At 75.2% G+C, this 22,552-nt stretch carries 25 protein-coding genes and 1 riboswitch; of the genes, 17 read left to right on the plus strand and 8 right to left on the minus strand.

Features of this window, described 5'->3' with window-relative positions:
• Positions 1-2: 2 nt before the first annotated feature.
• Positions 3-944 (plus strand): VOC family protein, encoded by a 942-nt coding sequence (locus tag FHX44_RS19055; protein ID WP_147257026.1) that lies wholly within the window; start codon positions 3-5, stop codon positions 942-944.
• Between the two features lie 13 nt (positions 945-957).
• The gene (locus FHX44_RS19060) at positions 958-2,061 is read left to right on the plus strand and encodes an acyl-CoA dehydrogenase family protein (RefSeq protein WP_147257027.1); all 1,104 of its coding nucleotides are present in this window, start codon (positions 958-960) and stop codon (positions 2,059-2,061) included.
• Between the two features lie 11 nt (positions 2,062-2,072).
• Here FHX44_RS19060 and FHX44_RS19065 read toward each other — a convergent pair whose 3' ends face one another.
• Entirely contained in the window at positions 2,073-2,852 is a 780-nt protein-coding gene (locus tag FHX44_RS19065; RefSeq protein WP_147257028.1) for an SGNH/GDSL hydrolase family protein, read from the minus strand.
• 131 nt (positions 2,853-2,983) lie between these two features.
• On the opposite strand from FHX44_RS19065, the gene FHX44_RS19070 reads away from it, so the two are divergent.
• The 6 genes from FHX44_RS19070 to FHX44_RS19095 all read left to right on the plus strand — a co-directional run bounded on the left by FHX44_RS19070 (position 2,984) and on the right by FHX44_RS19095 (position 7,712).
• Positions 2,984-3,664: a DUF3159 domain-containing protein gene (locus tag FHX44_RS19070; RefSeq protein ID WP_147257029.1), complete on the plus strand. Its 681-nt coding sequence runs from the start codon at positions 2,984-2,986 to the stop codon at positions 3,662-3,664.
• A gap of 75 nt (positions 3,665-3,739) precedes the next feature.
• The gene (locus FHX44_RS19075; RefSeq protein ID WP_147257030.1) at positions 3,740-4,519 is read left to right on the plus strand and encodes a hypothetical protein; all 780 of its coding nucleotides are present in this window, start codon (positions 3,740-3,742) and stop codon (positions 4,517-4,519) included.
• Positions 4,520-4,600: 81 nt separating this feature from the next.
• Positions 4,601-5,653 carry an NAD-dependent epimerase/dehydratase family protein gene (locus FHX44_RS19080; RefSeq protein ID WP_147257031.1) on the plus strand — a complete coding sequence of 351 codons (1,053 nt, stop codon included), beginning with the start codon at positions 4,601-4,603 and terminating at the stop codon, positions 5,651-5,653.
• Positions 5,654-5,689: 36 nt separating this feature from the next.
• On the plus strand, positions 5,690-6,355 hold the full coding sequence (locus FHX44_RS19085) for a glycosyltransferase family 2 protein (RefSeq protein ID WP_147257032.1): 666 nt from the start codon (positions 5,690-5,692) through the stop codon (positions 6,353-6,355).
• The gene (locus FHX44_RS19090) at positions 6,352-7,035 is read left to right on the plus strand and encodes a TIGR04282 family arsenosugar biosynthesis glycosyltransferase (RefSeq protein ID WP_425469141.1); all 684 of its coding nucleotides are present in this window, start codon (positions 6,352-6,354) and stop codon (positions 7,033-7,035) included. The genes FHX44_RS19085 and FHX44_RS19090 overlap by 4 nt, the downstream gene beginning before the upstream one ends.
• Before the next feature lie 17 nt (positions 7,036-7,052).
• A complete protein-coding gene (locus FHX44_RS19095; protein WP_246170470.1) occupies positions 7,053-7,712 on the plus strand; it encodes a methyltransferase domain-containing protein in 660 nt (219 codons plus the stop codon).
• 103 nt (positions 7,713-7,815) lie between these two features.
• Here FHX44_RS19095 and FHX44_RS19100 read toward each other — a convergent pair whose 3' ends face one another.
• Positions 7,816-8,850 carry a sensor histidine kinase gene (locus tag FHX44_RS19100; RefSeq protein ID WP_147257033.1) on the minus strand — a complete coding sequence of 345 codons (1,035 nt, stop codon included), beginning with the start codon at positions 8,848-8,850 and terminating at the stop codon, positions 7,816-7,818.
• Positions 8,847-9,542 (minus strand): response regulator transcription factor, encoded by a 696-nt coding sequence (locus FHX44_RS19105; RefSeq protein WP_147257034.1) that lies wholly within the window; start codon positions 9,540-9,542, stop codon positions 8,847-8,849. Before FHX44_RS19105 ends, FHX44_RS19100 begins: the two co-directional genes overlap by 4 nt.
• A gap of 102 nt (positions 9,543-9,644) precedes the next feature.
• Here FHX44_RS19105 and FHX44_RS19110 point away from each other — a divergent pair, with 102 nt between their 5' ends.
• Positions 9,645-10,862, plus strand: coding sequence for a molybdopterin-dependent oxidoreductase (locus FHX44_RS19110; RefSeq protein ID WP_246170471.1), 1,218 nt, complete (start codon positions 9,645-9,647; stop codon positions 10,860-10,862).
• A complete protein-coding gene (locus FHX44_RS19115; RefSeq protein WP_147257035.1) occupies positions 10,862-11,320 on the plus strand; it encodes a hypothetical protein in 459 nt (152 codons plus the stop codon). Before FHX44_RS19110 ends, FHX44_RS19115 begins: the two co-directional genes overlap by 1 nt.
• A 15-nt stretch (positions 11,321-11,335) precedes the next feature.
• On the opposite strand, the gene FHX44_RS19120 is transcribed toward FHX44_RS19115, so the two are convergent.
• Positions 11,336-12,655 carry a hypothetical protein gene (locus FHX44_RS19120; RefSeq protein ID WP_147257036.1) on the minus strand — a complete coding sequence of 440 codons (1,320 nt, stop codon included), beginning with the start codon at positions 12,653-12,655 and terminating at the stop codon, positions 11,336-11,338.
• Positions 12,656-12,867: 212 nt separating this feature from the next.
• Here FHX44_RS19120 and FHX44_RS19125 point away from each other — a divergent pair, with 212 nt between their 5' ends.
• Complete coding sequence (locus FHX44_RS19125; RefSeq protein WP_147257037.1) at positions 12,868-13,152, plus strand: hypothetical protein; 285 nt, start codon at positions 12,868-12,870, stop codon at positions 13,150-13,152.
• Positions 13,153-13,161: 9 nt separating this feature from the next.
• Here FHX44_RS19125 and thiE read toward each other — a convergent pair whose 3' ends face one another.
• Positions 13,162-13,830 (minus strand): thiamine phosphate synthase, encoded by a 669-nt coding sequence (gene thiE, locus FHX44_RS19130; protein WP_147257038.1) that lies wholly within the window; start codon positions 13,828-13,830, stop codon positions 13,162-13,164.
• 122 nt (positions 13,831-13,952) lie between these two features.
• Positions 13,953-14,062: riboswitch (TPP riboswitch) on the plus strand.
• Here thiE and thiO point away from each other — a divergent pair.
• The 4 genes from thiO to FHX44_RS19150 all read left to right on the plus strand — a co-directional run bounded on the left by thiO (position 14,052) and on the right by FHX44_RS19150 (position 17,234).
• Entirely contained in the window at positions 14,052-15,233 is a 1,182-nt protein-coding gene (gene thiO / locus FHX44_RS19135; protein ID WP_147257039.1) for a glycine oxidase ThiO, read from the plus strand. (Overlaps the previous riboswitch by 11 nt.)
• 3 nt (positions 15,234-15,236) lie before the next feature.
• On the plus strand, positions 15,237-15,437 hold the full coding sequence (gene thiS, locus FHX44_RS19140) for a sulfur carrier protein ThiS (RefSeq protein ID WP_147257040.1): 201 nt from the start codon (positions 15,237-15,239) through the stop codon (positions 15,435-15,437).
• Complete coding sequence (thiG, locus tag FHX44_RS19145) at positions 15,434-16,201, plus strand: thiazole synthase (RefSeq protein WP_425469142.1); 768 nt, start codon at positions 15,434-15,436, stop codon at positions 16,199-16,201. Before thiS ends, thiG begins: the two co-directional genes overlap by 4 nt.
• A gap of 151 nt (positions 16,202-16,352) precedes the next feature.
• Entirely contained in the window at positions 16,353-17,234 is an 882-nt protein-coding gene (locus FHX44_RS19150) for a Gmad2 immunoglobulin-like domain-containing protein (protein WP_147257042.1), read from the plus strand.
• A 207-nt stretch (positions 17,235-17,441) separates the two neighbouring features.
• Here the strand turns inward: FHX44_RS19150 and FHX44_RS19155 are convergent, their stop codons facing one another.
• Positions 17,442-18,053 (minus strand): hypothetical protein, encoded by a 612-nt coding sequence (locus FHX44_RS19155; RefSeq protein ID WP_147257043.1) that lies wholly within the window; start codon positions 18,051-18,053, stop codon positions 17,442-17,444.
• Between the two features lie 17 nt (positions 18,054-18,070).
• A complete protein-coding gene (locus FHX44_RS19160; protein ID WP_147257044.1) occupies positions 18,071-18,643 on the minus strand; it encodes a peptide deformylase in 573 nt (190 codons plus the stop codon).
• Between the two features lie 139 nt (positions 18,644-18,782).
• Here FHX44_RS19160 and napA point away from each other — a divergent pair, with 139 nt between their 5' ends.
• Together napA and FHX44_RS44025 are read left to right on the plus strand one after the other, a co-directional pair.
• On the plus strand, positions 18,783-19,088 hold the full coding sequence (gene napA / locus FHX44_RS19165; RefSeq protein ID WP_147257045.1) for a nucleoid-associated protein NapA: 306 nt from the start codon (positions 18,783-18,785) through the stop codon (positions 19,086-19,088).
• A 109-nt stretch (positions 19,089-19,197) separates the two neighbouring features.
• Positions 19,198-20,136, plus strand: coding sequence for a LytR C-terminal domain-containing protein (locus tag FHX44_RS44025; protein ID WP_342792728.1), 939 nt, complete (start codon positions 19,198-19,200; stop codon positions 20,134-20,136).
• Positions 20,137-20,143: 7 nt separating this feature from the next.
• On the opposite strand, the gene FHX44_RS19175 is transcribed toward FHX44_RS44025, so the two are convergent.
• Complete coding sequence (locus tag FHX44_RS19175; protein WP_246170472.1) at positions 20,144-22,363, minus strand: AAA family ATPase; 2,220 nt, start codon at positions 22,361-22,363, stop codon at positions 20,144-20,146.
• Between the last annotated feature and the right edge of the window lie 189 nt (positions 22,364-22,552).

Below are 22,552 nucleotides of genomic sequence, written 5' to 3' on the forward strand. Positions count from 1 at the left end.
AGATGCTCAAGATCTACCGGATCGACCACGTCGCCGTCGCGACGCCGGACCTGGACAAGCAGCTCGCGCTCCTGGAGGGGCTCTTCGGCTTTCACCGCACCCACGTGTGGGACAACCCGGAGGCGGGCGTGCGGGGGGTCCGGCTCGCCGTTCCCGGCGCCGCGGGTCAGGCATGGGTGGTGCTCGCGCCGTCCGGCGAGGGCGGGGCACTGCGGAAATGGCTCGACGAGAAGGGCGGCCGCCCGGGGCTGCACCACGTCGGTGCCGAGGTGCCGGACCTGGACGCCGCGGTCGCCGAGCTCGACGAGCGCGGCCTGAAGATCACCGACTCGGTGGCGGGCCGCTGGGTGGAGGCGTCGCTGTCGCCACCCGAGCACGGACCCGGGGTGCTGTGGCGGCTGCGCGGGCCGGGCAACCTCGCGATGCTCGGTGACGACGAGGCGACGGCGGTCAGGCCCGTCGACCCCGCGGACGGCCCCACCCTCGGCATCCGCGGGATCGACCACATCTGCCAGGCCTTCCACGACCGCGACGAGCTGTCGCGCTGGTACTCCGACCTCGCAGGCTTCGTCGAGGTCTGGCGCACGGCCGACGACGAGATCCCCGACATGGCCGACCTCGTGCTCAACATCCCGGGCTCCAGCATCTGCTGGGAGGTGATCACCGGCCGCGGCGAGGACTCGTTCGTGGACAAGTTCCTCGCCCGCAACGGCGCCGCCGCTCACCACGTGACGTTCGAGGTGGCCGACTGGGAGGCCGCGCTGGCCGCCTGCCGCGCCCACGACATCCCGACCTTCGACGACGAGGAGGGCGTCAAGGACGGCGCGGCGTGGAAGCACACGTTCATCCACCCGAAGCACGCGGGCGGCGTGCTCGTGCAGCTGTTCTGGGAGGAACGGCCCGGCGTGTGGGTGCGCTCGGACAAGATCTCGCCGGCCAACTGACAGGGAACGTCGCATGGATCTGACGCTGACCGAGGACCAGGAGCTCATCCGCAGCACCGCCCGTGAGGTGCTCGCCGGGCGGGTGGCGACGGGCGGCGTCGCTGCGGTGGCCGGGGACCCGGCGGGCTTCTCGGCCGACCTCTGGAAGGAGATGGTCGAGCTCGGCTGGACCGGGCTCGCCGTGCCGGAGGCCTACGGCGGGGTCGGCGAGGGCTTCCTCGAAGCCTGCCTGCTCGTCGAGGAGATGGGTGCGGCCCAGGTGCCGAGCCCGTTCCTGCACACCGTGGCCTGCGGGGCCGCGACGATCGAGCGACACGGCTCGGCGGAGCAGCGGGAGCGCTGGCTGCGCGGGATCGTGGAGGGGCGCACCATCGCCTACGCCGACGGGGCGACGGTCACCGCAACGGAGTCGGGCGACGGGTACGTCCTCGACGGCCGCACGCGGTTCGTGCCGTTCGCGCACGCCGCCGACGACCTGCTGGTGGTGGCAACGACCGGAGACGCGCTCACGGCGTTCCTCGTCGATCGCGTCGAGGCGGGCGTCACGACCGAGCGGCTCGACGTGGTGGGCCCGAACGCGGAGAACGACGTCCGGTTCGCGGGCGTCGCGGTGCCTGCCGACCGCGTCCTCGGCGAGGTCGGCGGGGGCGCGGCGGTGGCGGGGACGGCGGCCGCGTTCGGGGCGGCCGCCACCTGTGCCGAGATGGTCGGTGGCGCGCAGCGCGTGCTGGACATGACCGTCGAGTACGCGGGGCAGCGCGAGCAGTTCAGGCGCCCGATCGGCAGCTTCCAGGCCGTGCAGCACCACTGCGCGGACATGGCGATCGACGTCCTCACCGCGCGGTTCATCGCCTTCGAGGCGATCTGGCGGCTCACGGCGCCCGGCCAGGACCCCGACCAGGTGGCGCTGACCGTGGCGGTGGCCAAGTCCTGGGTGAGCGACGCCTACCAGCGCGTGTGCGCGCTCGGGCACCAGGTGCACGGGGCCATCGGGTTCACCGCCGAGCACCACCTGCACCACTACCTGCAGCACGCGACCAGCGCCGCGCTCGCGTTCGGCGACGGCGACTTCCACGTCGACCGGGTGGCCGACGCCATCGGCCTGCCGCGCTCCTGAACGCGGACCGCTTACGGGTGTTCGAGGGTGCGCAGCGGGAGGAGCTCGGGGCGCTTGGGCAGGTAACCGTCACCCGTGGCGTGGCCGCGCAGGCGCCTGCGGACGTAGGGCATCACGAAGTCGCGCATCCACCGCAGGTCCTCACGCACCCAGTCCTGCCAGGGTGGCGGGCTCATCTCGGGGAGCGGGGTGCGCCAGTCGTCGATGACGGGCTCGCCGAGTGCCTCCAGCACGCGCAGGGCGACCCGGCGATGGCCCTCGGCGGTGAGGTGCAGGCGGTCGCGGCCCCAGCTGCGCGGGTCGGCGAGCGGCGCCATCCCCCACAGGTCGACGACGGTGCTGCCGTGGCGCTCGGCGCTCGCGCGCATCAGCTCGTTGTAGCAGGCGACGCGTCCGCGCAGCCGGCGGATGATCGGGTGCATCCGGCCGAGGTCGAAGCCCGTGAACACCAGCACGTGCGCCCCGGTGGCGGTGACCCGGGCGAGCGCGGCGTCGAAGCGGCGGGCGAGGTCGTCGGTGTCGCAGGAGAACCGGATGATGTCGTTGCCGCCCGCGCAGAACGTGATCAGGTCGGGGCGCAGCCGCTCGGCCACCGGGATCTGGTCCTCGACGATCTGGTCGAGGAGCTTGCCGCGCACGGCGAGGTTGGCGTAGCGGAAGCCCGGACGGGAGGCGCTCAGCTGCTCGGCCACGCGGTCGGCCCAGCCTCGGGGAGTACCGTCGGGACGCCAGTCGTCCAAGCCTTCTGTGAAGCTGTCCCCCAGCGCGAGGAAGCTGCTGATGGGTCTCATCGGCCACCGCCCCCTTTCGTTCACGAACCCGTCATCCACCGGACGGGCAAAGCATCCTCCAATATCACCCAGTACCTGCGGTAGACGCCAGTGGGGGTGATCCATTCGTGGAGATAGGGCACCCTTAGCTCATGGGAAGTCGGAAGGACGCGGCCGAGCCGGGCCTCGCCGAGGTCCTCGGCGGGCGCGGCGGCGCCGTCGACGCCACGGTGCCGGTCGTCGCGTTCGTGGCCGCTTTCACGCTCGCCGACGCGTCGGGCTGGGCGTCCCCGATCGCCTGGGCGGGCGGGGCGGCCGTGCTCGTCGGTGCCGTGGTTGCGGTGGTCCGGCTCGTGCGCGGCGGTCGCCCGCGCGCGGTGCTGTTCGGCCTGCTCGGCGTGGCGGTGGCGGCGCTGATCGCCCTGTACACCGGCCGCGCCGTCGACTTCTTCCTGGTCCAGATCGTGAGCAACGCGGCGAGCGCGCTCGCATGGGCCGTGTCGATCGCGGTGCGCTGGCCGCTGCTCGGGCTGGTCGTGGGCACCGTGCTCGGTCAGCGCACGCGCTGGCGCCGCGACCCCGACCTCCTGCGCGGCTACCAGCGCGCCAGCTGGGTATGGGTCGGGCAGTACCTCGTGCGGCTCGCCGTGTTCCTCCCCCTGTACGCGGCCGATGCCGTGGTCGCGCTCGGCATCGCCCGCACGGTGCTCACCTGGCCGCTCGTGGCGCTGTGCGTCGCGCTCTCGTGGCCGGTGCTCCGCTCGGCGCTACCGGCCGGTCACGGTGGACCACGCCATCCCGCGCCCCCGCGTGAAGACGCTCACGAAGCCTGATCGTTCGGAGCGATCCCGGCGGGTACTGTCGTTGGAAGCGGACGGAAACAGCCGGACGACCCACACCAGGGAGCCATGCCCCAGCCCACCGCGCCTCGACCCAGTCCCACCGCTGACCGCCCGGGCCCGGAACCCGAGGCGACCACGCCCGCGAAGGCGCCGGACCTGACCGTCAACAAGGTCATCGCCGGTGCCGGGGCCGCGGTCACGAGCGCCGTGCTCGGGTCGTACTTCGGTGCCACCGGCACGGTGGCGGGCGCCGCGCTCGGCTCGGTGGCCAGCACGGTGGCCACGACGTTCTACCAGCGCTCCCTCGACCGCACCCGCGACACCATCCTCGCCCGCGTCCGGCTGAGCCCGGGCAGCCGCACCGACCTCTCCGACACCCCGACCGTCCAGCTGACGGTGCCGCAGCAGCGGGGCCCGGCCGAACCCGCGACGACGCAGCTGCACGTCGAGCCCGTCCTGCGCAGGCCGCGCAAGGTCTGGCTGTGGGCAGGTGCGACGGTGCTGGTCTTCGTGATCGGGCTCCTGGTGGTCACCGGGCTGGAGTGGGCGAAGGGCGCCTCGCTCACCACCGGGCAGCCGGGCACATCGGTCGGCCGGGTCCTGACGCCTCCCGCGGGCGGCAACGAGGACCGGGAACGCAGCGAGACGACGTCGCAGCAGCCCACGCCGAGCGCGGAGCCGACCACGGAACCCGCGCCGACGGACGAGGCCACTTCGAGCGCCGAGCCCTCGCCCACCGACGAGCGGAGGTCGGACCCCGAGGCGACCCGGGAGCGCAGCAGCGGCAGCGCCACCCCGCAACCCACCTCGGATCTCCTGGTCCCGGGCCTGCGTGAGAACGACTGAGGCCTTCCCGGCGCGCGCCCGGATGTGACGAGTTGCGAACGGCCCGTCCCCCGGCCGCGGCTTCGCACCTAACCTCGGTCGATGCGAGTGTTGATCACCGGGGGCGCCGGGTTCGTCGGATCGCACGTTGCCGGCCGGCTCGCCGCCGACGGCCACGACGTGCTGCTGCTCGACGCGCTGCTGCCACAGGCGCACGGGTCCGGGGGCTGGGCGCCGCCGCACGAGCACGTCGTCGGCGACGTGCGCGACGACGGCCTGCTGGCCCGGCTGCTGCCCGGGGTGGACGCCGTGTGCCACCAGGCCGCGATGGTGGGGCACGGGGTCGATCCGTCGGACGCCCCCGCGTACGCCGCGCACAACGACCTGGGCACCGCGGTGCTGCTCGCCGCGATGCACGTGGCCGGCGTGCGGAGGCTCGTGCTGGCCGGATCGATGGTCGTGTACGGCGAGGGGCGCTACGACTGTGCGGAGCACGGCGTCGTCCGGCCGCTCTCGCGGGCGGCCGCCGATCTCGCCGCCGGGCGGTACGAGCCGCGCTGCCCGCGCTGCGGGCGGGAGCTCACGGGCGGGCTCGTCGGCGAGGACGCACCGCCGGACCCGCGCAGCACGTACGCGGCCACGAAGCTCGCCCAGGAACACCTCGCGAGCGCGTGGGCGCGGCAGTGCGGCGGCAGGGTGTGGTCGCTGCGCTACCACAACGTCTACGGCCCGCGGATGCCCCGCGACACCCCGTACGCCGGGGTCGCGTCGATCTTCCGCTCCGCGCTGGAGCGGGGTGAGCCACCGCGCGTGCTGGAGGACGGCCGCCAGCGCCGCGACTTCGTCCACGTCACCGACGTCGCCGCGGCCAACGCGCTGGCGTTGACGAACGACGCGGACGGGTTCGAGGCGGTGAACGTCTGCTCCGGCGAGCCGCACACGGTGGGCGAGCTGGCGCGGGAGCTGGCCGAGCGGATGGGCGGGCCGGCGCCGGTGGTGGTCGGCGGCGCCCGGCCCGGCGACGTCCGGCACGTGGTCGCCGACCCGGCCCGGGCGACGGCCCGACTGGGGTTCACCGCCGCCGTCACGTTCGCCGAGGGCGTCGCGGCGTTCGCCACCGATCCGCTGCGGGAACCGGCCGTCACCGTTCGGTAAGCCGCGATCCGGGGTCGTGGAGGCCGTTCCGGGCCGATGATCGCGGGCGTGGAGATCGTCCTTCCCTGCCTCGACGAGGCGGACGCCCTGCCCGCTGTGCTGGCCGAGCTGCCGGCGGGCTGGCCGGTGCTCGTCGTCGACAACGGCTCGACGGACGGCACGGCCGCCGTCGCCGCCGCGCACGGCGCCCGGGTCGTCGTCGAACCCCACCGTGGCTACGGGGCCGCCGTCCACGCCGGGCTGCTGGCGGCGCGGGACGAGTTCGTCGCCGTGCTCGACGGGGACGGCTCGCTCGACCCGGCGGTCCTGGCCCCGATGGCCGACGCCGTGCGCGCAGGCGATGCCGACCTCGCCGTCGGCAGGCGCGTGCCCCTCGCGGGTTCGTGGCCGTGGCACGCGCGGGCGGGGAACGCGCTGATCGCGGCGCTGCTGCGCAGACGCGGCGTGCCGGTGCACGACATCGCGCCGATCCGGGTCGGCCGCAGGCAGGCCCTGCTGGACCTCGGCGTCGCCGACCGCGCCTTCGGCTACCCGCTGGAGCTCCTGCTGCGCGCGGGCGCCGCGGGCTGGCGACTGCACGAGGTGGAGGTCGCGTACCGGCCCCGGGCAGGTGGCCGGTCCAAGGTGTCCGGTTCCGTGCGGGGCACGGTGCGCGCCGCCCGGGACATGGGCCGGCTGCTCGCCGCACCGGGGCTCTCGTGATCCCGGCCGCCGTGATCCTGCTGGCCAAGGCGCCGGAGCCGGGTCGGGTCAAGACGCGGCTGTGCCCGCCCGCCACCCCGGACGAGGCCGCCGACCTGGCGGCCGCCTCGCTCCTCGACACCGTCGACGCGGCCGTGGGCGTGCCCGGTGCCGAACTCGTCGTCGCGCTCGCAGGCCGGCTCGCGGGGGCGGTGCGGCGTGCGGAGCTCACCGCCGCGCTGCGTCGAGCCCGGGTCCTTCCCCAACGCGGCGACTCCCTCGGCGCGCGGATCGCCGCCGCCCACGCCGACACCGCGGCGTTGCTCCCCGGGCGCCCGACGCTGCAGCTGGGCATGGACACCCCGCAGGCCGATTCGGCACTGCTCGCGGCCTGCCTCGATCGGCTGCGCGCGCCCGGCACGGACGCCGTGCTCGGTCCTGCCGCCGACGGCGGCTGGTGGGCCATGGGGTTGCGCGACCCGCGGGCGGCGCGGCTGGTCGCCGCCGTGCCGACCTCGCGCGCCGACACGGGGGAGCGCACGCTGCGCGCCCTGCGCGACGGTGGGCTGCGCGTGGGCCTGCTCCCGGAGCTGACCGACGTCGACACCGCGGCCGACGCCCTCGTCGTGGCCGCGGCGGCGCCCTGTGGCCGGTTCGCCGCCACGCTGGCCCGCTGCCCGGCGTTCGCGGCGGCGTCGTGATCGCAGCGTTCGAGCCCGTGACCGAGCCGGTGGGGTTGCTGCGCCCGCCTTCAGGCCCGACGCATCCGGACCCCGGGTTCGACGCCGCGCTGCGCGGCGTCCCGGCCCGGATGCTGCGCAGCGACGGGTCCGAGGTGGTGCTCGCGGTACGGCGGTGGCACGCCGAGGCCGCGGGCGACGACGCCTGGCTGCTCGACCGCTGCACGGGGCCGGTGCTGGACCTGGGTTGCGGGCCGGGACGACTGGTGGCCGCGCTGGGGAGCCGGGGGATCCCCGCGCTGGGTGTGGACAGCTCGACGGCGGCCGTGACGCGGTGCAAGGCCCGCGGAGCGGCCGTGCTGCACCGCGACCTGTTCGACGTGCTCCCCGGCCGCTGGCAGCACGTGCTGCTGGCCGACGGCAACATCGGCATCGGCGGGGATCCGCTCCGGCTGCTGCGCCGGGCCGCCGCCCTCCTGCGCCCCGGCGGCACCGTGCTCGTCGAGACCGACCCGGACCCGGCCGCGTACTGGGCGGGTACGGCGCGGGTGCACACGCCCGAGGGCGCAGGCCGACCGCTGCCGTGGGCCGTGGTCGGGGCGGATGCGCTGCGGGCGGTGGCGGCGGCCGCCGGGCTGGAGGTGATCGCCGCCCGCGCCGGCCGCCGCTGCTTCAGCGAGCTGCGCCTGCTCGCCTGATGCACCCCGTGTCGTCCGGCGTGCCGCGTCGACGGGACGCGCGGGCGGAGAAGAGCGCGTCGACGGAGACAGGGCGCGGGGAAGGGGTGCGGGAGCGGGAGCGCTACGGGATCCGGGCCGGGACGTCCGCCGCGGGCAGCGTGATCTCGAACCGGCAGCCCGGCGGCGCGTTCCGCACGGTGATCTTCCCCTGCTGGGCCTCCACCAGCGCCTTCGCGATCGCCAGGCCGAGCCCGGCGCCGGAGGCCTCGTCGGGGGTGCGTGCCGCCGTCCCCCGGTAGCCGGGGTCGAAGACCCGCTCCAGTTCGGACTCCGCGATGCCGCCGCAACCGTCCTGGACGGCGAGCCACGCTTCGGCGCCACGCGTGCCCGCCGAGATCCGCACGGTCTCCCCGGCGGGCGTGTGCCGGATCGCGTTGGAGAGCAGGTTGCGCAGCACGCGCACGAGGTCGGTGTCGCTGCCGAGCACTGTCGGCCAGCAGGCGGGGTCGGTGGCCGTGACGGTGACGCCGGCCGCCGAGGCCACCGCCGCCTCGGCGGCCACCGCGTCGGAGGCGACCTCGCCGAGCGCGAGGCGTTCGGCGGGCAGCCGCAGCGCGGCCGACGTGGCCCGCGACAGCTGGAACAGGTCCTCGACCATCGCGGCCATCCGCACCGTCTCCCGCCGGATCCGCCGCAGGTACTCGTCCACCTCGCCGGGGCGGTGCACCACGCCGTCGAGCAACGCGTCGGTCATGCCGCGGATGCCGGCCAGCGGCGAGCGCAGGTCGTGGCCGATGCCCGCCACCAGCTCCCGGCGTGCGGCCTCGGCCTGCCGCTCGGCCTCGAGGGCCTCCCGCTGCCACAGCGTCTCGCGCGCCACGCTGCGTCCGAGCAACATGCCGGCCGGCACCGTGACCGCCGCGACCACGGCGACCACCGCGACCGTGCCCACCAGCTGCGGCGTGTACATGAACCCGCTGGTGGCCACCACGCCGAAGAGGGCGGCGAAGAGCGGCACCAGCACGAGCGCGGTCATCGTGGCGGTCATCGACCGGCGCCGCATCCGGTGCACGACCAGCCCGCCTGCCAGCGCGACGGGCAGCGCGGACAGCAGCGCGATCGGCGCGGCCCTGGCCAGCTCGACGAGGACGTTCATGCGGAGGTGACACCTGGGTCGTAGCGGTAGCCGGTGCCCCAGATCGTCGCGATCCGCCGGGGCCGGGTCGGATCGGCCTCGATCTTCTCCCGCAGCCGCCGCACGTGCACGGTGACCGTGGACTGGTCGCCGAACTCCCAGCCCCACACCTCGGCCAGGAGCTCCGAGCGGGTGTACGCCCGTCCCGGATGGGCGAGCAGGTACGCGAGCAGGTCGAACTCGCGGGTGGTCAGCGCCAGCTCACGGCCGTTCAGGTGGGCGCGCCGACCGGCCGGGTCGACGCGCAGTTCGCCGTCCACGAGCACCTCTGCCCCGGACTCGGGCGGCCGGGAGCGCCGCAGCACGGAGCCGATCCGCAGCACCAGCTCGCGGGCGCTGAACGGCTTCGTGACGTAGTCGTCGGCGCCGAGCTCGAGGCCGAGCACCCGGTCGTCCTCCTCGCCGAGCGCCGTGAGCATCACGATCGGCATGCGGTCGTCCTCCGCCCGCAGCGCGCGGCAGACGTCCAGGCCGGTCATGCCCGGCAGCATCAGGTCGAGGACCACGGCGTCCGGGGCGCGCTCGCGGGCCGCCCGCAGTCCGGTGGGACCGTCCGCGGCGAGGTCGACCTGGTAGCCGGCCTCGCCGAGGTAGCGCCCGACCACGTCGCGGACCGTCGCGTCGTCGTCCACCACGAGCACGCGCGCCGTCATGAGCCGAGCCTAGGGATCCGCGCGGGCCGAGACCCTTACGAGTCGCTCACCGATCCCCGTTCCGGCGTATGGGAGCCGTCCGGCGGACCTAGCGTCCACGGCGTGCCCACCGTTCGTTTCCGCAGCCCGCTGCGCGGCCCGTGGCTGACCTCGGTGTTCGCCGTCGTGCTGCTCGCCGGGATGCCGGTCCTGGTCGTCACCGGGCTGCTCGACCGCGTCGCCTACGGGCCCGCCCAGGGGCTCCCCGGCGACGTCGGCCTGCTGCAACTGCCGCCGTTCGACTGGCCCACCAGCCCGTCCTGGCTCTTCCGGCTGACGCAGGGCGTGCACGTCGGGCTCGGGATCGTGCTGGTCCCTGTGGTGCTGGCCAAGCTGTGGTCGGTGATCCCGAAGCTGTTCGACCGGCGGCCGGTGCGCTCGCCCGCCCACGCGCTCGAGCGGGCGTCGCTGCTCCTGCTGGTCGGGAGCGCGCTCTTCGAGATCGTCACCGGGTTGCTCAACATCCAGTACGACTACGTGTTCGGATTCAGCTTCTACACCGGGCACTACCTCGGGGCGTGGGTCTTCGTCGCGGCCTTCGTCGCGCACGTGGCGCTGACGCTGGGGGCGATGGTGCGCGGGCTGCGGTCCCGCTCGCTGCGTCGCGAGCTCGCCACGCCGCTCGCCCGCACGGAGCCCGAGCCGCCGGACGGGTCCGGCCTCGTGGCCCTCGACCCGGCGCCGCCCACGATGAGCCGCCGGGGTGCGCTCGCGCTGGTCGGTGGTGGATCGGCGCTGCTCGCGGCCCTGTCGATCGGGCAGGTGCTCGACGGCCCGGCGCGCTCGTCCGCCCTGCTGCTCCCCCGTGGGCGCACCACCGAGGACGGCCCGAACGGGTTCCCGGTGAACCGCACCGCGGCTGCCGCCGGGGTCGTCCCGGCCGCCGACTGGACGCTCGCGCTCGCGGGTGCGACCCCGCGGACGTTCTCCCGCGCCGAGCTCGCCGCGCTGCCCCAGCACACCGCGCGGCTGCCCATCGCGTGCGTCGAGGGCTGGTCGACGGTGCAGACCTGGACCGGCGTGCGGTTGCGCGACCTCGCCGCGCTCGCAGGCGTGCCGCAGCCGGCGTCGGCGTTCGTGGCGTCGCTGGAGGAGGGGCCGTTCGCCCGGGGGACGTTGACCGCGGGGCAGGTGCTCGACCCGGACGGCCTGCTCGCGTTGCAGGTGAACGGCGTCGATCTCAGCCTCGACCACGGCTTCCCGGCGCGGATCGTCGTGCCGGCCCTGCCCGGTGTCCGCTGCACGAAGTGGGTGCGCTCGATCGAGTTCAGGGAGGCGTGATGCGCCGCTTCACCGACCGCTACGGGGCCCGGCCCACCCACCTGATCGCGCTGCTGACCTGCTTCGCGATCGCCGGGTACGCCGCGTCGTTCCTGCTCGGCGACCCGGCCATGCTGCGGGTGCTCACGTGGTTCGTCGGCGCCGCCGTGGTGCACGACCTCGTGCTGTTCCCGCTGTACGCGCTGGCCGACCGGGTGCTCGGACGGCTGCCCCGGCTCCGGGTGCCGGTGGTCAACCACGTGCGGGTGCCGCTGCTGGGCGCCGGTCTCACGTTTCTCGTCTTCCTGCCGGGAATCGTGCGTCAGGGGGAGGCGACGCACCTGGCGGCCACCGGCCTCGACCAGCAGCCCTACCTGGGCCGGTGGCTGGGGCTGGTGGCCGCCATGGCCGGGCTGTCGGCGCTGCTCTACCTGGTGCGGCTGGTCAGGTGGCGGTCGCGGTCACGCGCAGCGACCTGAGCTCGTCCGGCGTGGCTACCAGACCGTCAGGAGCAGGTGGTTGACCGCCAGCGCCAGCCCGGCCTGCGCCGCGAGCCAGTACCGGGCGCGCGGGAGCAGCGCGCACGGGATCACGAGCCAGACGGCGAACGGAAGCCAGATCCGCTCGACCTCGCCCTTGCTCATCCCGGACACGTCGGCGAGCAGGATCGCGGCGAGGCCGGCGCCGGCGAGGAGCGCGACGCCGGCCGGGAGGGCACCGGCCCTCCGCAGCCCGGCCACGACGGCGGGGCCGAGCGCGAACAGCACGGCCGCCAGGTTGGCCCAGACGAAGTAGGTGTAGGGCCGCGTCGCCGCGATGCTGGCCGCGTAGATCACCTGGACCCGCTCGAACCCGGTGAACCACCAGAACCCGCTCGCGGTGAACGCCCCGACCACCGCGAGCGTCCCGACGGCCGCGAGCGCGCCGGCCCGCACGTTGCGCGTGGCCGCGAGCACCGCGAGCGCGGGCAGCCCGCCCAGCACCAGCCCGTACGACAGGTACAGGCACCAGCCGAGCAGCACCCCGGCGGCCAGCGCGGCCATGTCGGCCCGCGGCCCGAGCCGGGTGCAGCCGACGGCGAGCAGCGCGACCCCCCACGCGAGCACGGCCGCGAACATCCCGTCCGCCGAGACCCCGACCCACACGGCGCCCGGCAGCAGCACGCCGAAGGGCAGTGCGCGGCGCGCGAGGTCCGCGGCTCCCAGCGCCCGCACCGCGACGGCCACCGCCAGCGGGGCGGAGGCCCCGACCAGCATCACGAACAGCCCGGCGGGACCGCCGCCGCCGAGCCCGAGCCGCTCCAGCCACACGAACGTCAGCAGTGCTCCCGGCGGGTGCGCACCCACGTGCGTCGTCCAGAAGCCGGGCCGGTCGGTGAGGATGTGGTCGGCGAACGTGCGCAGCATCGCGCCGACGTCCGTCACGCGCGGCACGTCGTGCAGGTACTCCTGGCTGCTGCCGAGCCGCTCCACCACCCCGCGCTGCCACCCGTCCACCAGCGCGAGCGCCACGGTCCACGCGACCGCGGCGGCGTACCCGACGGCCAGGAGGGGGCGCAAGGCCAGCCGGCCGGCCAGGTCGGGTCCACGCGTCACGACCAGCACGGCGACGACCACCGCGACCGGCGTTCCGGGCCCGACGTGCGGCAACCACTCGGCGAGCAGGGGCGGGAACGGCAGGAAGATGTCCACCCCGCCCGCCAGCAGCGCCCGCCCGGCCATGGCCGCGACCGCCACGACCAGCGCCGCCCCGAGCACGGCGGCGAGATCGGCAGCGGTCCCGGAGACCCGCGGTCCCCGGACTGTGCTCGGCACGGGAGGACGCTATCCGCCGGAACGGCCGCGTGATCCTTACAGCTCGCGAACGCCGACCGTGCCCGGTCCGGCACGACGAGATCCGCCCTGGTGAGGGCGCCGCGCCGGGTCTCGGGCCCGCGCGCCCCCATGCGGGCACTGCAGCCAGCCGGTAGTGAAGATGCCCGCGAGCCGTGACGACTCCGCCGCCCCGATGGGACATCCTCGTACCCGTGAACTCCGCCGCGGTGACGGGTACGGCACCAGGACAACGGGTCTGGCAGCGGTCCGGCTTGCAGGCCGGCTCCGGCTGGGTACTCGTCGGCGACGTGGGTGACAACGCGGTCCTGCCCGGTCCGCCCATCGACCGCGTGAGCGGAACGACGAGCCACCGCAGCACTCGCAGGCCGGCGGCGGGCAGCCGCAGGCGCGCGCGGGGCGACCAGCCGGGCTGGCTGTGGATGATCCGCTGGTACCGGGCGCGGTGGGCGGGCCGCCGGGCGCTGCGGTCCCGGTGACCGCTCCGGTCAGCGACGCAGCTTCGTCGCGAACGCCGCCGCCGCGGCGCGCGGGTCCTCCGCCTCGGTGATCGCGCGCACCACCACGATGCGCTCCGCGCCCGCGGCGAGCACCTCGTCGAGCCGGGAGTGGTCGATGCCGCCGATCGCGAACCAGGGTCGGGACGGCGCCCGGCCGGCCACGGTGCGCACCAGGTCGAGGCCGGGGGCCGGGCGGCCGGGCTTCGTGGGGGTCGGCCAGCAGGGGCCGACGCAGAAGTAGTCCACCCCCGGTTCGTCGGCGGCGACGGCGGTCTCCTCCGGGCTGTGCGACGAGCGCCCGATCACCACCTCGTCGCCCACGACCTCCCGGGCCCACCGAACGGGCAGGTCGTCCTGGCCCAGGTGCAGGACGTCGGCACCGGCCGCGAGGGCCACGTCGGCCCGGTCGTTCACGGCGAGCAGGGCGCTGTGGCGGGCGCACGCCTCGGCGAGCACCTCCAGCGCGGCGAGCTCGTCGCGGGCTTCGAGGGGGCCGTCCGGCCCCTTGTCCCGCAGCTGGATGATGTCGACCCCGCCTGCGAGGGCCGCGTCGGCGAACTCCGCGAGGTCGCCGGTGCGGCGGCGGGCGCCGGTGCAGAGGTAGAGGCGGGCGTCGTCGAGTCGCTTGCGCGCGGTGGCGCCGTCGAAGCCAGGCACGTCGTCCGACCATACGCGGCCTTGGGATCAGGGGAGACAGTCCGCCGAGCGAGCGCTCCTCAGAGGGCCCGCTCACAAGCCGGAGCGAAGCGGAGGCAATCGATACGGCGTAGGCTGAATGGCAGGTGACGCACGGGAGCCCGTACGGCGGGCTGAGAGGGGATCGGAACAGATCCCGACCGTCGAACCTGATCCGGGTCATGCCGGCGCAGGGAGCGGAGATGATGTCGAACTCGTTGACGGTGATCGGTGCAGGCGTGATCGGCCTGTCCTGTGCATGGCGTGCGGCCGCGTCCGGCCTGCGGGTCACCGTGCTCGACCCGGCTCCCGCCTCCGGGGCCTCGTGGGTGGCGGGCGGCATGCTCGCGCCCGTCACGGAGGCGTGGCCGGGCGAGGAGGAGCTGCTGGAGCTCGGCGAGGCCGCGGTGCGGCGCTGGCCCGGGTTCGCCGCCGAGCTGGAGGCGGCCGCCGGGCAGCCTGCCGGGCTGCGGACCGACGGCACGGTCGTCGCGGCCACCGGCTCCGGCGACCGCGCCGAGCTGGACACGCTCGCGGACTTCCTCGGCCGCCTCGGCCGCGACGTCGAGCGGCTCTCGGGCCGCGAGCTGCGCCGCCTGGAGCCCGCGCTGGGCCCGGACGTGCGCGGTGGCCTGTCCGTGCCCGGCGACCTCGCCGTCGACAACCGGGTGCTGCTCGCCGCCCTGCGCACCGCCGCCGAGCGGGCCGGCGTCCGGGTCGTCGAGCGCGCGGCCCGTGCGATCGTCGACGACGGCACGCGGGTCACCGGTGTCCGCACGGACGGCGGGGACGTCGAGGCGGACACCGTGCTGGTCGCCGCGGGCGCGCACTCGGGTGCCCTGCACCCGGTGCTCGACGGCATGGTGCGCCCGGTCAAGGGCGAGATCCTCCGCATCGCGCACCGCGCGGGCGCCTTCCCGCCGCCGCGCCGCACGGTGCGCGCGCTCGTGGACGGCCGCCCGGTCTACGTCGTCCCCCGCGACGACGGCGGGCTGGTCATCGGGGCCACCCAGGCGGAGCAGGGATTCGACACCGAGGTCACCGTCGGCGGGGTGCGCGACCTGCTGCGCGACGCCGAGCGGATCCTGCCCGGCATCGCCGAGTACGCGCTGGTGGAGAGCGCCGCGGGGCTGCGCCCCGGCAGCCCGGACAACCTGCCCCTGATCGGCGCGCTCGGCCCTGACGGCCTGCTCGTGGCCACCGGACACCACCGCAACGGGATGCTGCTCGCGCCCGTCACCGCCGACGCCGTGGTCGCGTTGCTGCGCGGCGAACCCGTCGCCGACCCCGTCCGCGCCGCTGATCCGTCCCGAGCTGTTCTGACCCGCCCCGCCGGCTCCGCAAGCTCCGCCGGCTTCCATCCCCCGCGGTTCGCCAGGAGGTAGCACGTGCAGGTGTGGATCAACGGTGAGGAGCGTGAGCTCACCGACGGCGCGCGCGTGCGCGACGCGCTCGTCGCGCTCGGGGTTCCCGAGAGCGGGATCGCGGTCGCGGTCGACGGAGAGGTCGTGCCACGGGCCGACTGGGCGTCCGTCGCGCTCGGCGACGGGGCGCGCGTGGAGGTGCTGACGGCGGTGCAGGGAGGATGACCATGGACGAATCGCTTCTCGTGGGCGACCGCAAGATCCCGTCCCGGCTGATCATGGGCACGGGCGGGGCCTCGAACCTGGAGATCCTCGAACGGGCACTGGTGGCGTCCGGCACGGCCCTCACCACCGTGGCCATGCGCCGGATCGACGCCGTCACCGGCACCGGGGTGATCGACCTGCTGCGCCGCCTCGGGATCGAGGTCCTCCCCAACACCGCGGGCTGCCGCACCGCCGCCGAGGCCGTGCTCACCGCTCGGCTCGCCCGGGAGGCCCTGGAGACCGACCTCGTCAAGCTCGAGGTGGTCGCCGACGAGCGCACGCTGCTGCCCGACCCGATCGAGCTGCTGGACGCCGCGGAGCAGCTGGTCGACGACGGCTTCACCGTGCTGCCCTACACCAACGACGACCCGGTCCTCGCGCGCAAGCTCGAAGGCGTCGGGTGCGCGGCCGTCATGCCGCTCGGCTCGCCGATCGGCACCGGCCTGGGCATCCGCAACCCGCACAACATCGAGATGATCGTCGAGCAGGCCGGTGTGCCGGTCGTGCTGGACGCGGGCATCGGCACGGCGTCCGAAGCCGCGCAGGCGATGGAGCTGGGCTGCGACGCGGTGCTGCTCGCCACCGCCGTCACGCGCGCGGGCGACCCGGAGCGGATGGCCCACGCGATGCGCCTCGCGGTGGAGGCCGGCCGAGCCGCCCGCCTCGCGGGCCGCATCCCCCGCCGCTACTGGGCCCAGGCCTCGTCCCCCGCGGTCGACGCCTGAGCCGAGCACCGTTCCGACGAACGGCGCGTTCGTCGGAAAGGTACCGACGAACGCGCCGTTCGTCGGATGGTGCGAGCGCACCCGAGTGGGTTCGGCGTGCCGGACGGTCGCGCGGACCGGCACGCGTCAACCTGGGGCCGGAGGTGGTCGGATGGCCCGGCAGATGTGGGCGCTCGTCCTTCTCACGCTGGTGGCCGGGTGCGGCGGCCCGACGGCGGAGCCCGTGGTGCCCTCGTCCGGAACGCCCGAGACGTCCACCAGCGCCGCTCCCAGTACATCGCCGTCGCTGGCGCCGTCGTCGACGAGCACGCCCGATGCGGGGGAGCGGGTCGCGGTGCCCGTCTACTACGTCGCCGAGACGCCTGCGGGCTTCCGGCTGCAGCGGGAGTTCCACTCCGTCGTCACGAGCGACCCGGCGAGCGCCGCGGTGCGCGAGATGCTCGCGGGCCCGACCGGTGCCGATCCCGACTACCGGACCTACTGGCCGCCCGGCTCCGCCCTGCGGGAACCGGTTCACCGGGAGGGCGGTGCGATCGTCGTCGACCTCGGCGGTGTCGGGCCGACGCGGATGGGCACCGAGCTCGCCGAGGTCACCGTGCAGCAGCTGGTGTTCACGGTGCAGGGCGCGTTGCAGTCGACCGACCCGGTCCGGCTCCTCGTCGACGGTGCTCCCGCGCACGACCTCTGGGGCGCCGTGGACCTCACGGCGCCGGTCGGGCGCGGCGACCCCTACGCGGTGCGCTCGCTCGTGCAGATCGACTCGCCCGCCGACGGCGCCCGGGTCGGCCGTGAGGTCGAGGTACGCGGTGAGGCGGCGGTGTTCGAGGCGACCGTGCTCTGGGAGGTGCTGCGCGACGGTGAGCTCGTCCAGAAGGGGGTCGCGAGCACGGCGGAGGGCCAACGCTTCGCCCCGTTCGCCTTCACGGTGACCCTCGAGCCCGGCGAGTACACGCTGCGCATCCGCGAGGACGACCCGTCCGGCGGCGAGGGCCGCCCGGTCCTGTCCGACGACAAGCGGATCACGGTCGCCTGATACCGCTACACGGGATCTTCCCGCCCATGATCCGCGGTATCGGTTGCTCATGGTTGTGTCCACAGCAATGGGCAACCGGAGGTTCGGACCCCGGGCTTGATCAGCGGTTCGGCGCGACCGCGGCCGGATACAGCCGTTGTCGCACCGACCCGCCGATCACGGGTGGCGATCCCGAGGCCGTAGGCGTGAAGACCTGGAGCTGGAGCACTAGTCGGGCGGGGTGCGGGGAGAGCGCAGGCCGAGGCTGTGCAGCTCCAGAGCCGCAAGACGGTGCACCACGGCCCGCTCGTCGCGCCGCCACGAGGCCGCAGGATCGGGCGCGATCCGCAGGAGGGAGCGGACCGGCCGGCGCGTGATGGCACGCAGCGCGAGGAGGTCGGAGTCGACGGCGCGTGCCGCGACTGCGGAGCGGGCCAGCCGCGCGTAGCGCACCCGCAAGGGCAGCCACATCAGCAGCACCGGCATCGCGCCGAGCAGCACCGTCGCCACGGTGGTTCCGAACGCGACCCGCGCGATCGCCTCCATCTGCTCGCGTCCGGCGCTGACCAGCGAGTCGCCCGCTCCGGTGCCGGCGCCCAGCGCCCGCGCGAGGTCGTCGCCGACGAACGGCACGTTCGACGCGGTGCGCGCCGCGGCGTCGAACGCCCCGCGGATGGACTCGCCCGCTCCGGCGAGGGTCCGGGCAGGACCCTGCATGCCGAGCACGAAGTCGTGGACCGCGCGCGCGACGGCGACGGTCAGCCAGATCCACCCGGCTACCAGCAGGTCGCCCAGCAACTGGAGGCCCGCCCTGGCCGGGCGCTCGGCGTAGAACCGCATGTGCGCGGAGCGTACGGTCAGACGTCCTCGGCCTCCTGCGTGGCCGGGTCCCAGGACAGGCCCGGCACACCCCAGCCGTTGCGCTTGAGCATCTTCTTCGCGGCGCGCTGGTTGCGGCCCACGAGACGGTCGATGTAGATGAGGCCGTCGAGGTGGTCGGTCTCGTGCTGCAGGCAGCGCGCGAGGAACCCGCGGCCCTCCACCTCCACCGGTTTGCCGTCGGTGTCGACCCCGGTGACACGGGCCCAGTCGGCGCGGCCGGTGGGGAAGTGCTCGGCGGGCACCGACAGGCAGCCCTCCTCGTCGTCCTCCGGGTCCGGCATCGTCTCGGGCCGCTCCGACGTCTCGAGCACCGGGTTGACGACGACGCCCCGCACCCGCGTCCGCGTCACCTCGTCCGGGCAGTCGTAGACGAACACGCGCAGGTCGACCCCGATCTGGTTCGCCGCGAGCCCCACCCCTTCCGCGGCGGCCATGGTCTCGAACATGTCCTCGACCAGGGTTTTCAGCTCGTCGTCGAACGCTTCGACGGGGCGGGTGGGCCGGTGCAGGACCGGATCGCCGATGATGCGGATGGGACGGACGGACACGCCGCGACCCTACGTGGTGCCCCCGTTTCCCGATCGGGCAGCGCGTGGCTGCCCGGTTCCTGTCCGATCCCCGTGGTTCAATGGCCGACGCGAATGACAGGTGTGTCATTCGCCCTCAGCGAGCCCCACGAGGAGCGTGATGGAGTCGGCCACCGAACCCAGCGGGCGCGCTCCCGTCGGCGGCGCGGCAGGTGCGCTGGACCGCAGGGAGCGCGAGATCCTCGCCTTCGAGGGTCAGTGGTGGAAGTACGCGGGCGCCAAGGAACAGGCCATCCGCGAGCTGTTCGACATGTCCGCCACACGCTATTACCAGGTGCTCAACGCCCTCGTCGACAAGCCGGAGGCGATGGCGGTCGACCCACTGCTCGTCAAGCGGCTCCGCCGGCTGCGCGCAAGCCGGCAACGCACTCGTGCGGCGCGCCGCCTGGGAATCGAGCCGTGGTGACGGCAGCATGATCGGCGATCGGGTCGCCCCGGCGACTCCGCACTGACCGGAACCCCCAGCACACGGAGGCCAGCGTGATCGAGTCCGCGACCGCAGTCGAGGTCCGGTCGTGACCACGCCAGGTGCGGGTGGCGGTCCCTCGCCGTTGCGGCTCGGTGGACTCGGGCTGATCGGCGTCGCGGTCGTCGCCGCGATCATCGGCCTGGTGAACATGGCCACGAGCGGCGACCCGGCCACCACGGTGACCCCGTCGGCCGACGCGTCGAACGTCACCTCGGCGCCCGCCGAGGTGCCGCCGCCCGTCGGGCCCCTGCCCACGGACGCCGCCGGGATGCCGCTCCCGCCGGGCACCGAGCCTGCGCCCGGAGAGCCCGCGCCGGGTGCCGTGCCCGGGGAGCCCGTTCCGGGCGCCGTTCCGCCCGGGGAAGCGGCACCTGCCCCGGGTGCACCCGGGGAGGCGGCCCCCGGAGCACCGGCACCTGCACCGCAGGCCGCACCGGCTCCGGGCGCCCCCGCTCCCGGCGTGCCTGCGCCCGAGGCACCGGCACCGGCTCCCGGTGCCCCGGCGCAGGAGCCTGCTCCCGCACCGGCCCCGGCACCGCAACAGGCGCCGGCAGCACCGGCTCCGGCGCCTGCACCGAGCGGCGGCGCGCCGATGGCCGCTCCGGCCCCCGCACCGAGCGACGGTGGCAGCGGTGCCCGCACCGGCGGCGACACCGGGACCGCGAGGAGCGGTGGCGGTGGCGGCGGCGGCACGAGCGTCGCCCGCCTCCCGCTGCGCGTCTACAACAACAGCACGATCAGCGGCCTGGCCACGCGTGCCGCCGAGGACTTCCGCAAGGCGGGCTGGCCGATCGACGAGATCGGCAACTACCCGCAGGGCATCATCCCGACGACCACGGTCTACTACCGGCCCGGCACCGAGGAGGAGGCGGCCGCCAAGGCGCTGGCCGAGCAGTTCCGGATGCGGGTCAACCCCCGGTTCGAAGGCCTCCAGCACGCCTCTCCGGGCATCATCGTGATCGTCACGAACGACTACGGCCGCTGAGCCACGATCAGGACTGGCGGCGGTCCGCGTAGGCCTGCAGCTGGGCGAGCTGCAGCGGGTCGAGCGACGGCGGCACCGCGGCCCGCGCCGCCGCGATGTGCGCGGCGGTCACCTCGGTCGCTTCCAGCGACTCCCGCATCGCCGTGAGCGCCGCCTCGCGCAGCACGGCGGCGCAGTCGGCGGCCGAGTAGCCCTCCAGCTCGGCGCCGAGGGCATCGAGGTCGACGTCCGGGGCAAGCGGGGTGTGCCGGCCCGCCGCCCGCAGGATCTCGGCGCGCGCCGCGGCGTCCGGCGGCGGCACGTACACGAGCCGCTCGAGCCGCCCGGGCCGCAGCAGCGCGGGATCGATCAGCTCGGGCCGGTTGGTCGCGCCGACGACGATCACGTCCCGCCGGGGCTCGGCGCCGTCGAGCTCGGTGAGCAGGGCGGCGACCACCCGGTCGGCCACCCCCGAGTCGGACGACTGCCCGCGCCGCGGCGCCAGTGCGTCCACCTCGTCGAGGAAGACGAGCGCAGGCGCGGCGTCAGCGGCCTTGCGGAAGAGCTCGCGGACAGCGCGCTCGGACTCGCCGACGTACTTGTCGAGCAGCTCGGCCCCCTTCACGGCGAAGACGTTCAGCTGCCCGGTGCCGGCGAGCGCGCGGAGCAGGAACGTCTTGCCGCAGCCGGGCGGGCCGTAGACGAGCACACCGCGCGGCGCGGCGACGCCGAGCCGGGCGAACGAGTCGGGGTACTGCAGCGGCCACAGCACCGACTCGGTGAGCGCCTGCTTGACCTCGACCATGTCCCCGACCTGGTCGAGCGTGATGCCCCCGGTCTGCAGGGTGTCCGACGAGGACATCGAGATCGGGCGGACCGAGCCGACGGCGTCGAGCAGATCCTCCTGCGTGATGCGCGGCTCGCCCTCGCCCGCATGCCGCAACGCGGCCTGCACCGCGGCCTCCCGGCGCACGGCGACCAGGTCGGCGGCGACGAACCCGGGGGCGCGCTCGGCCACGGCCTTGAGCTCCACACCGTCGGCGAGCGGGACGGTGGCCAGCAGGCGTCTTAGCAGCTCGGCGCGCGTGCGCAGGTCGGGCAGGGCGAGCCCGAGCTCGCGGTCGACGAGGTCGGGCGCCCGCAGCCGAGGATCGACCGACTCCGGCGCCGAGGTCGTCGCGACGAGCGCGAGCCCCGGGGTGTCCACCGCGGCGCGCAGCGCGTCCAGCGCCACGGTGGCGAGCGGCGGTGGGGACGCGGCCGGCAGCAGCGCCTCGACGTCGGTGACGACGAGGAGCGTGCGGCCGCCGGCACGGGCCTTGCCGACGATGTCGTGCACGCGCTGCGACGCGGTGCCCGCTTCGAGGGCGGCGATCCCCGGCGCGGCGAGCTCGACGGTGGTGGCCCCGACGGCGGCGGCCGCGCTGCGCGCGAGGGTCAGCTTGCCGACCCCCTCCGGCCCCACGAGCAGCACGCCGAGGCGCGCGGACCCGCCGAGGCGGGTGAGCAGCTCGGGGCGGTCGAGGGTGAGCTCGAGCCACTCGACGAGCTTGCGTGCCGCCTCGGTGTTGCCGACGAGCTCCTCGACCGGCAGGGCGGGCTCCGCGGGCGCGTTCGCGGTGACGGGGCGGGCCGGTGTTCCCGCGCTCGTGGCCTGTGCTGGAGATGCGGCCACGGCCCCGCCGGTGGCCGCGCCACCCTCCCAGCCCACCACGGTGCTCGGCCGGACGGCCACCGCGCCGGCCGGCTCGACGGATGCGACGGTGAGCAGCTCCGTGGTCCACGCGCTCCCCAGCGCTCCTGCAACCCGCTGCCGGGCCGCGGGTGCGTCCAGCCCGGGGGCCGGCGCGATGTCCTGGGGCAGCAGCGACACGGCGTCCCCGCCCGTCACGATCTTGCCCACGAGCGCCAGCCGGACCGTCTCCGGCGTGAGCGCGGCGCGCGCCAGCCGCGACCCGGTGAGCAGCACCCGCCGGGCCGGCTGCACGCTCGCCGGTGCCACGACGACGGCGGCGCCGTCGGAGAGCCCGGCGTTGGAGAGCGTGACGTCGTCGAGGGTGGCCTGACCCGCGGGCGCCTCGGAGGGCGCGACGAGGGCCGTGGTCACCCGCGCCCCCGTGAGGGTCACGGCGTCCCACGAGCGCAGCCCGAGCGCGTCGATGACCTCGGGGTGCAGCCGGACGACGCCCCGCCGGGCGTCCGCTGCGGAGGCGGCGAGCCGGGCGACCAGGGTGATGGAGGGAACCACGCCGCAGACGCTATCGGGGACGGGGCGGACCCGTGCGCGCACCGAGACGCCGTGGCGGTCACGGTCGGTGTGGCGCCGTGCGCGATGCGCTACAGCCGGGCGTCGGACGGATAACGGGGCGTCAACATTCCGGCCGCTCCCTCTCCACGTGGGGGTGGTTCGCCGGAACATCCCTGACCACGATGTGCC

It is taken from the genome of Pseudonocardia hierapolitana (assembly GCF_007994075.1).
GTDB classification, from domain to species: Bacteria; Actinomycetota; Actinomycetes; order Mycobacteriales; family Pseudonocardiaceae; genus Pseudonocardia; species Pseudonocardia hierapolitana.

Bases quoted from the DNA above. Each gene is read 5' to 3' on its own strand.
- FHX44_RS19055 (WP_147257026.1), top strand. From the start codon at position 3: ATGCTCAAGATCTACCGGATCGACCACGTCGCCGTCGCGACGCCGGAC.
- FHX44_RS19060 (WP_147257027.1), top strand. From the start codon at position 958: ATGGATCTGACGCTGACCGAGGACCAGGAGCTCATCCGCAGCACCGCC.
- FHX44_RS19065 (WP_147257028.1), bottom strand. From the start codon at position 2,852: ATGAGACCCATCAGCAGCTTCCTCGCGCTGGGGGACAGCTTCACAGAA.
- FHX44_RS19070 (WP_147257029.1), top strand. From the start codon at position 2,984: ATGGGAAGTCGGAAGGACGCGGCCGAGCCGGGCCTCGCCGAGGTCCTC.
- FHX44_RS19075 (WP_147257030.1), top strand. From the start codon at position 3,740: ATGCCCCAGCCCACCGCGCCTCGACCCAGTCCCACCGCTGACCGCCCG.
- FHX44_RS19080 (WP_147257031.1), top strand. From the start codon at position 4,601: ATGCGAGTGTTGATCACCGGGGGCGCCGGGTTCGTCGGATCGCACGTT.
- FHX44_RS19085 (WP_147257032.1), top strand. From the start codon at position 5,690: ATGATCGCGGGCGTGGAGATCGTCCTTCCCTGCCTCGACGAGGCGGAC.
- FHX44_RS19100 (WP_147257033.1), bottom strand. From the start codon at position 8,850: ATGAACGTCCTCGTCGAGCTGGCCAGGGCCGCGCCGATCGCGCTGCTG.
- FHX44_RS19105 (WP_147257034.1), bottom strand. From the start codon at position 9,542: ATGACGGCGCGCGTGCTCGTGGTGGACGACGACGCGACGGTCCGCGAC.
- FHX44_RS19115 (WP_147257035.1), top strand. From the start codon at position 10,862: ATGCGCCGCTTCACCGACCGCTACGGGGCCCGGCCCACCCACCTGATC.
- thiO (WP_147257039.1), top strand. From the start codon at position 14,052: ATGATGTCGAACTCGTTGACGGTGATCGGTGCAGGCGTGATCGGCCTG.
- thiG (WP_425469142.1), top strand. From the start codon at position 15,434: ATGACCATGGACGAATCGCTTCTCGTGGGCGACCGCAAGATCCCGTCC.
- FHX44_RS19150 (WP_147257042.1), top strand. From the start codon at position 16,353: ATGGCCCGGCAGATGTGGGCGCTCGTCCTTCTCACGCTGGTGGCCGGG.
- FHX44_RS19155 (WP_147257043.1), bottom strand. From the start codon at position 18,053: ATGCGGTTCTACGCCGAGCGCCCGGCCAGGGCGGGCCTCCAGTTGCTG.
- napA (WP_147257045.1), top strand. From the start codon at position 18,783: ATGGAGTCGGCCACCGAACCCAGCGGGCGCGCTCCCGTCGGCGGCGCG.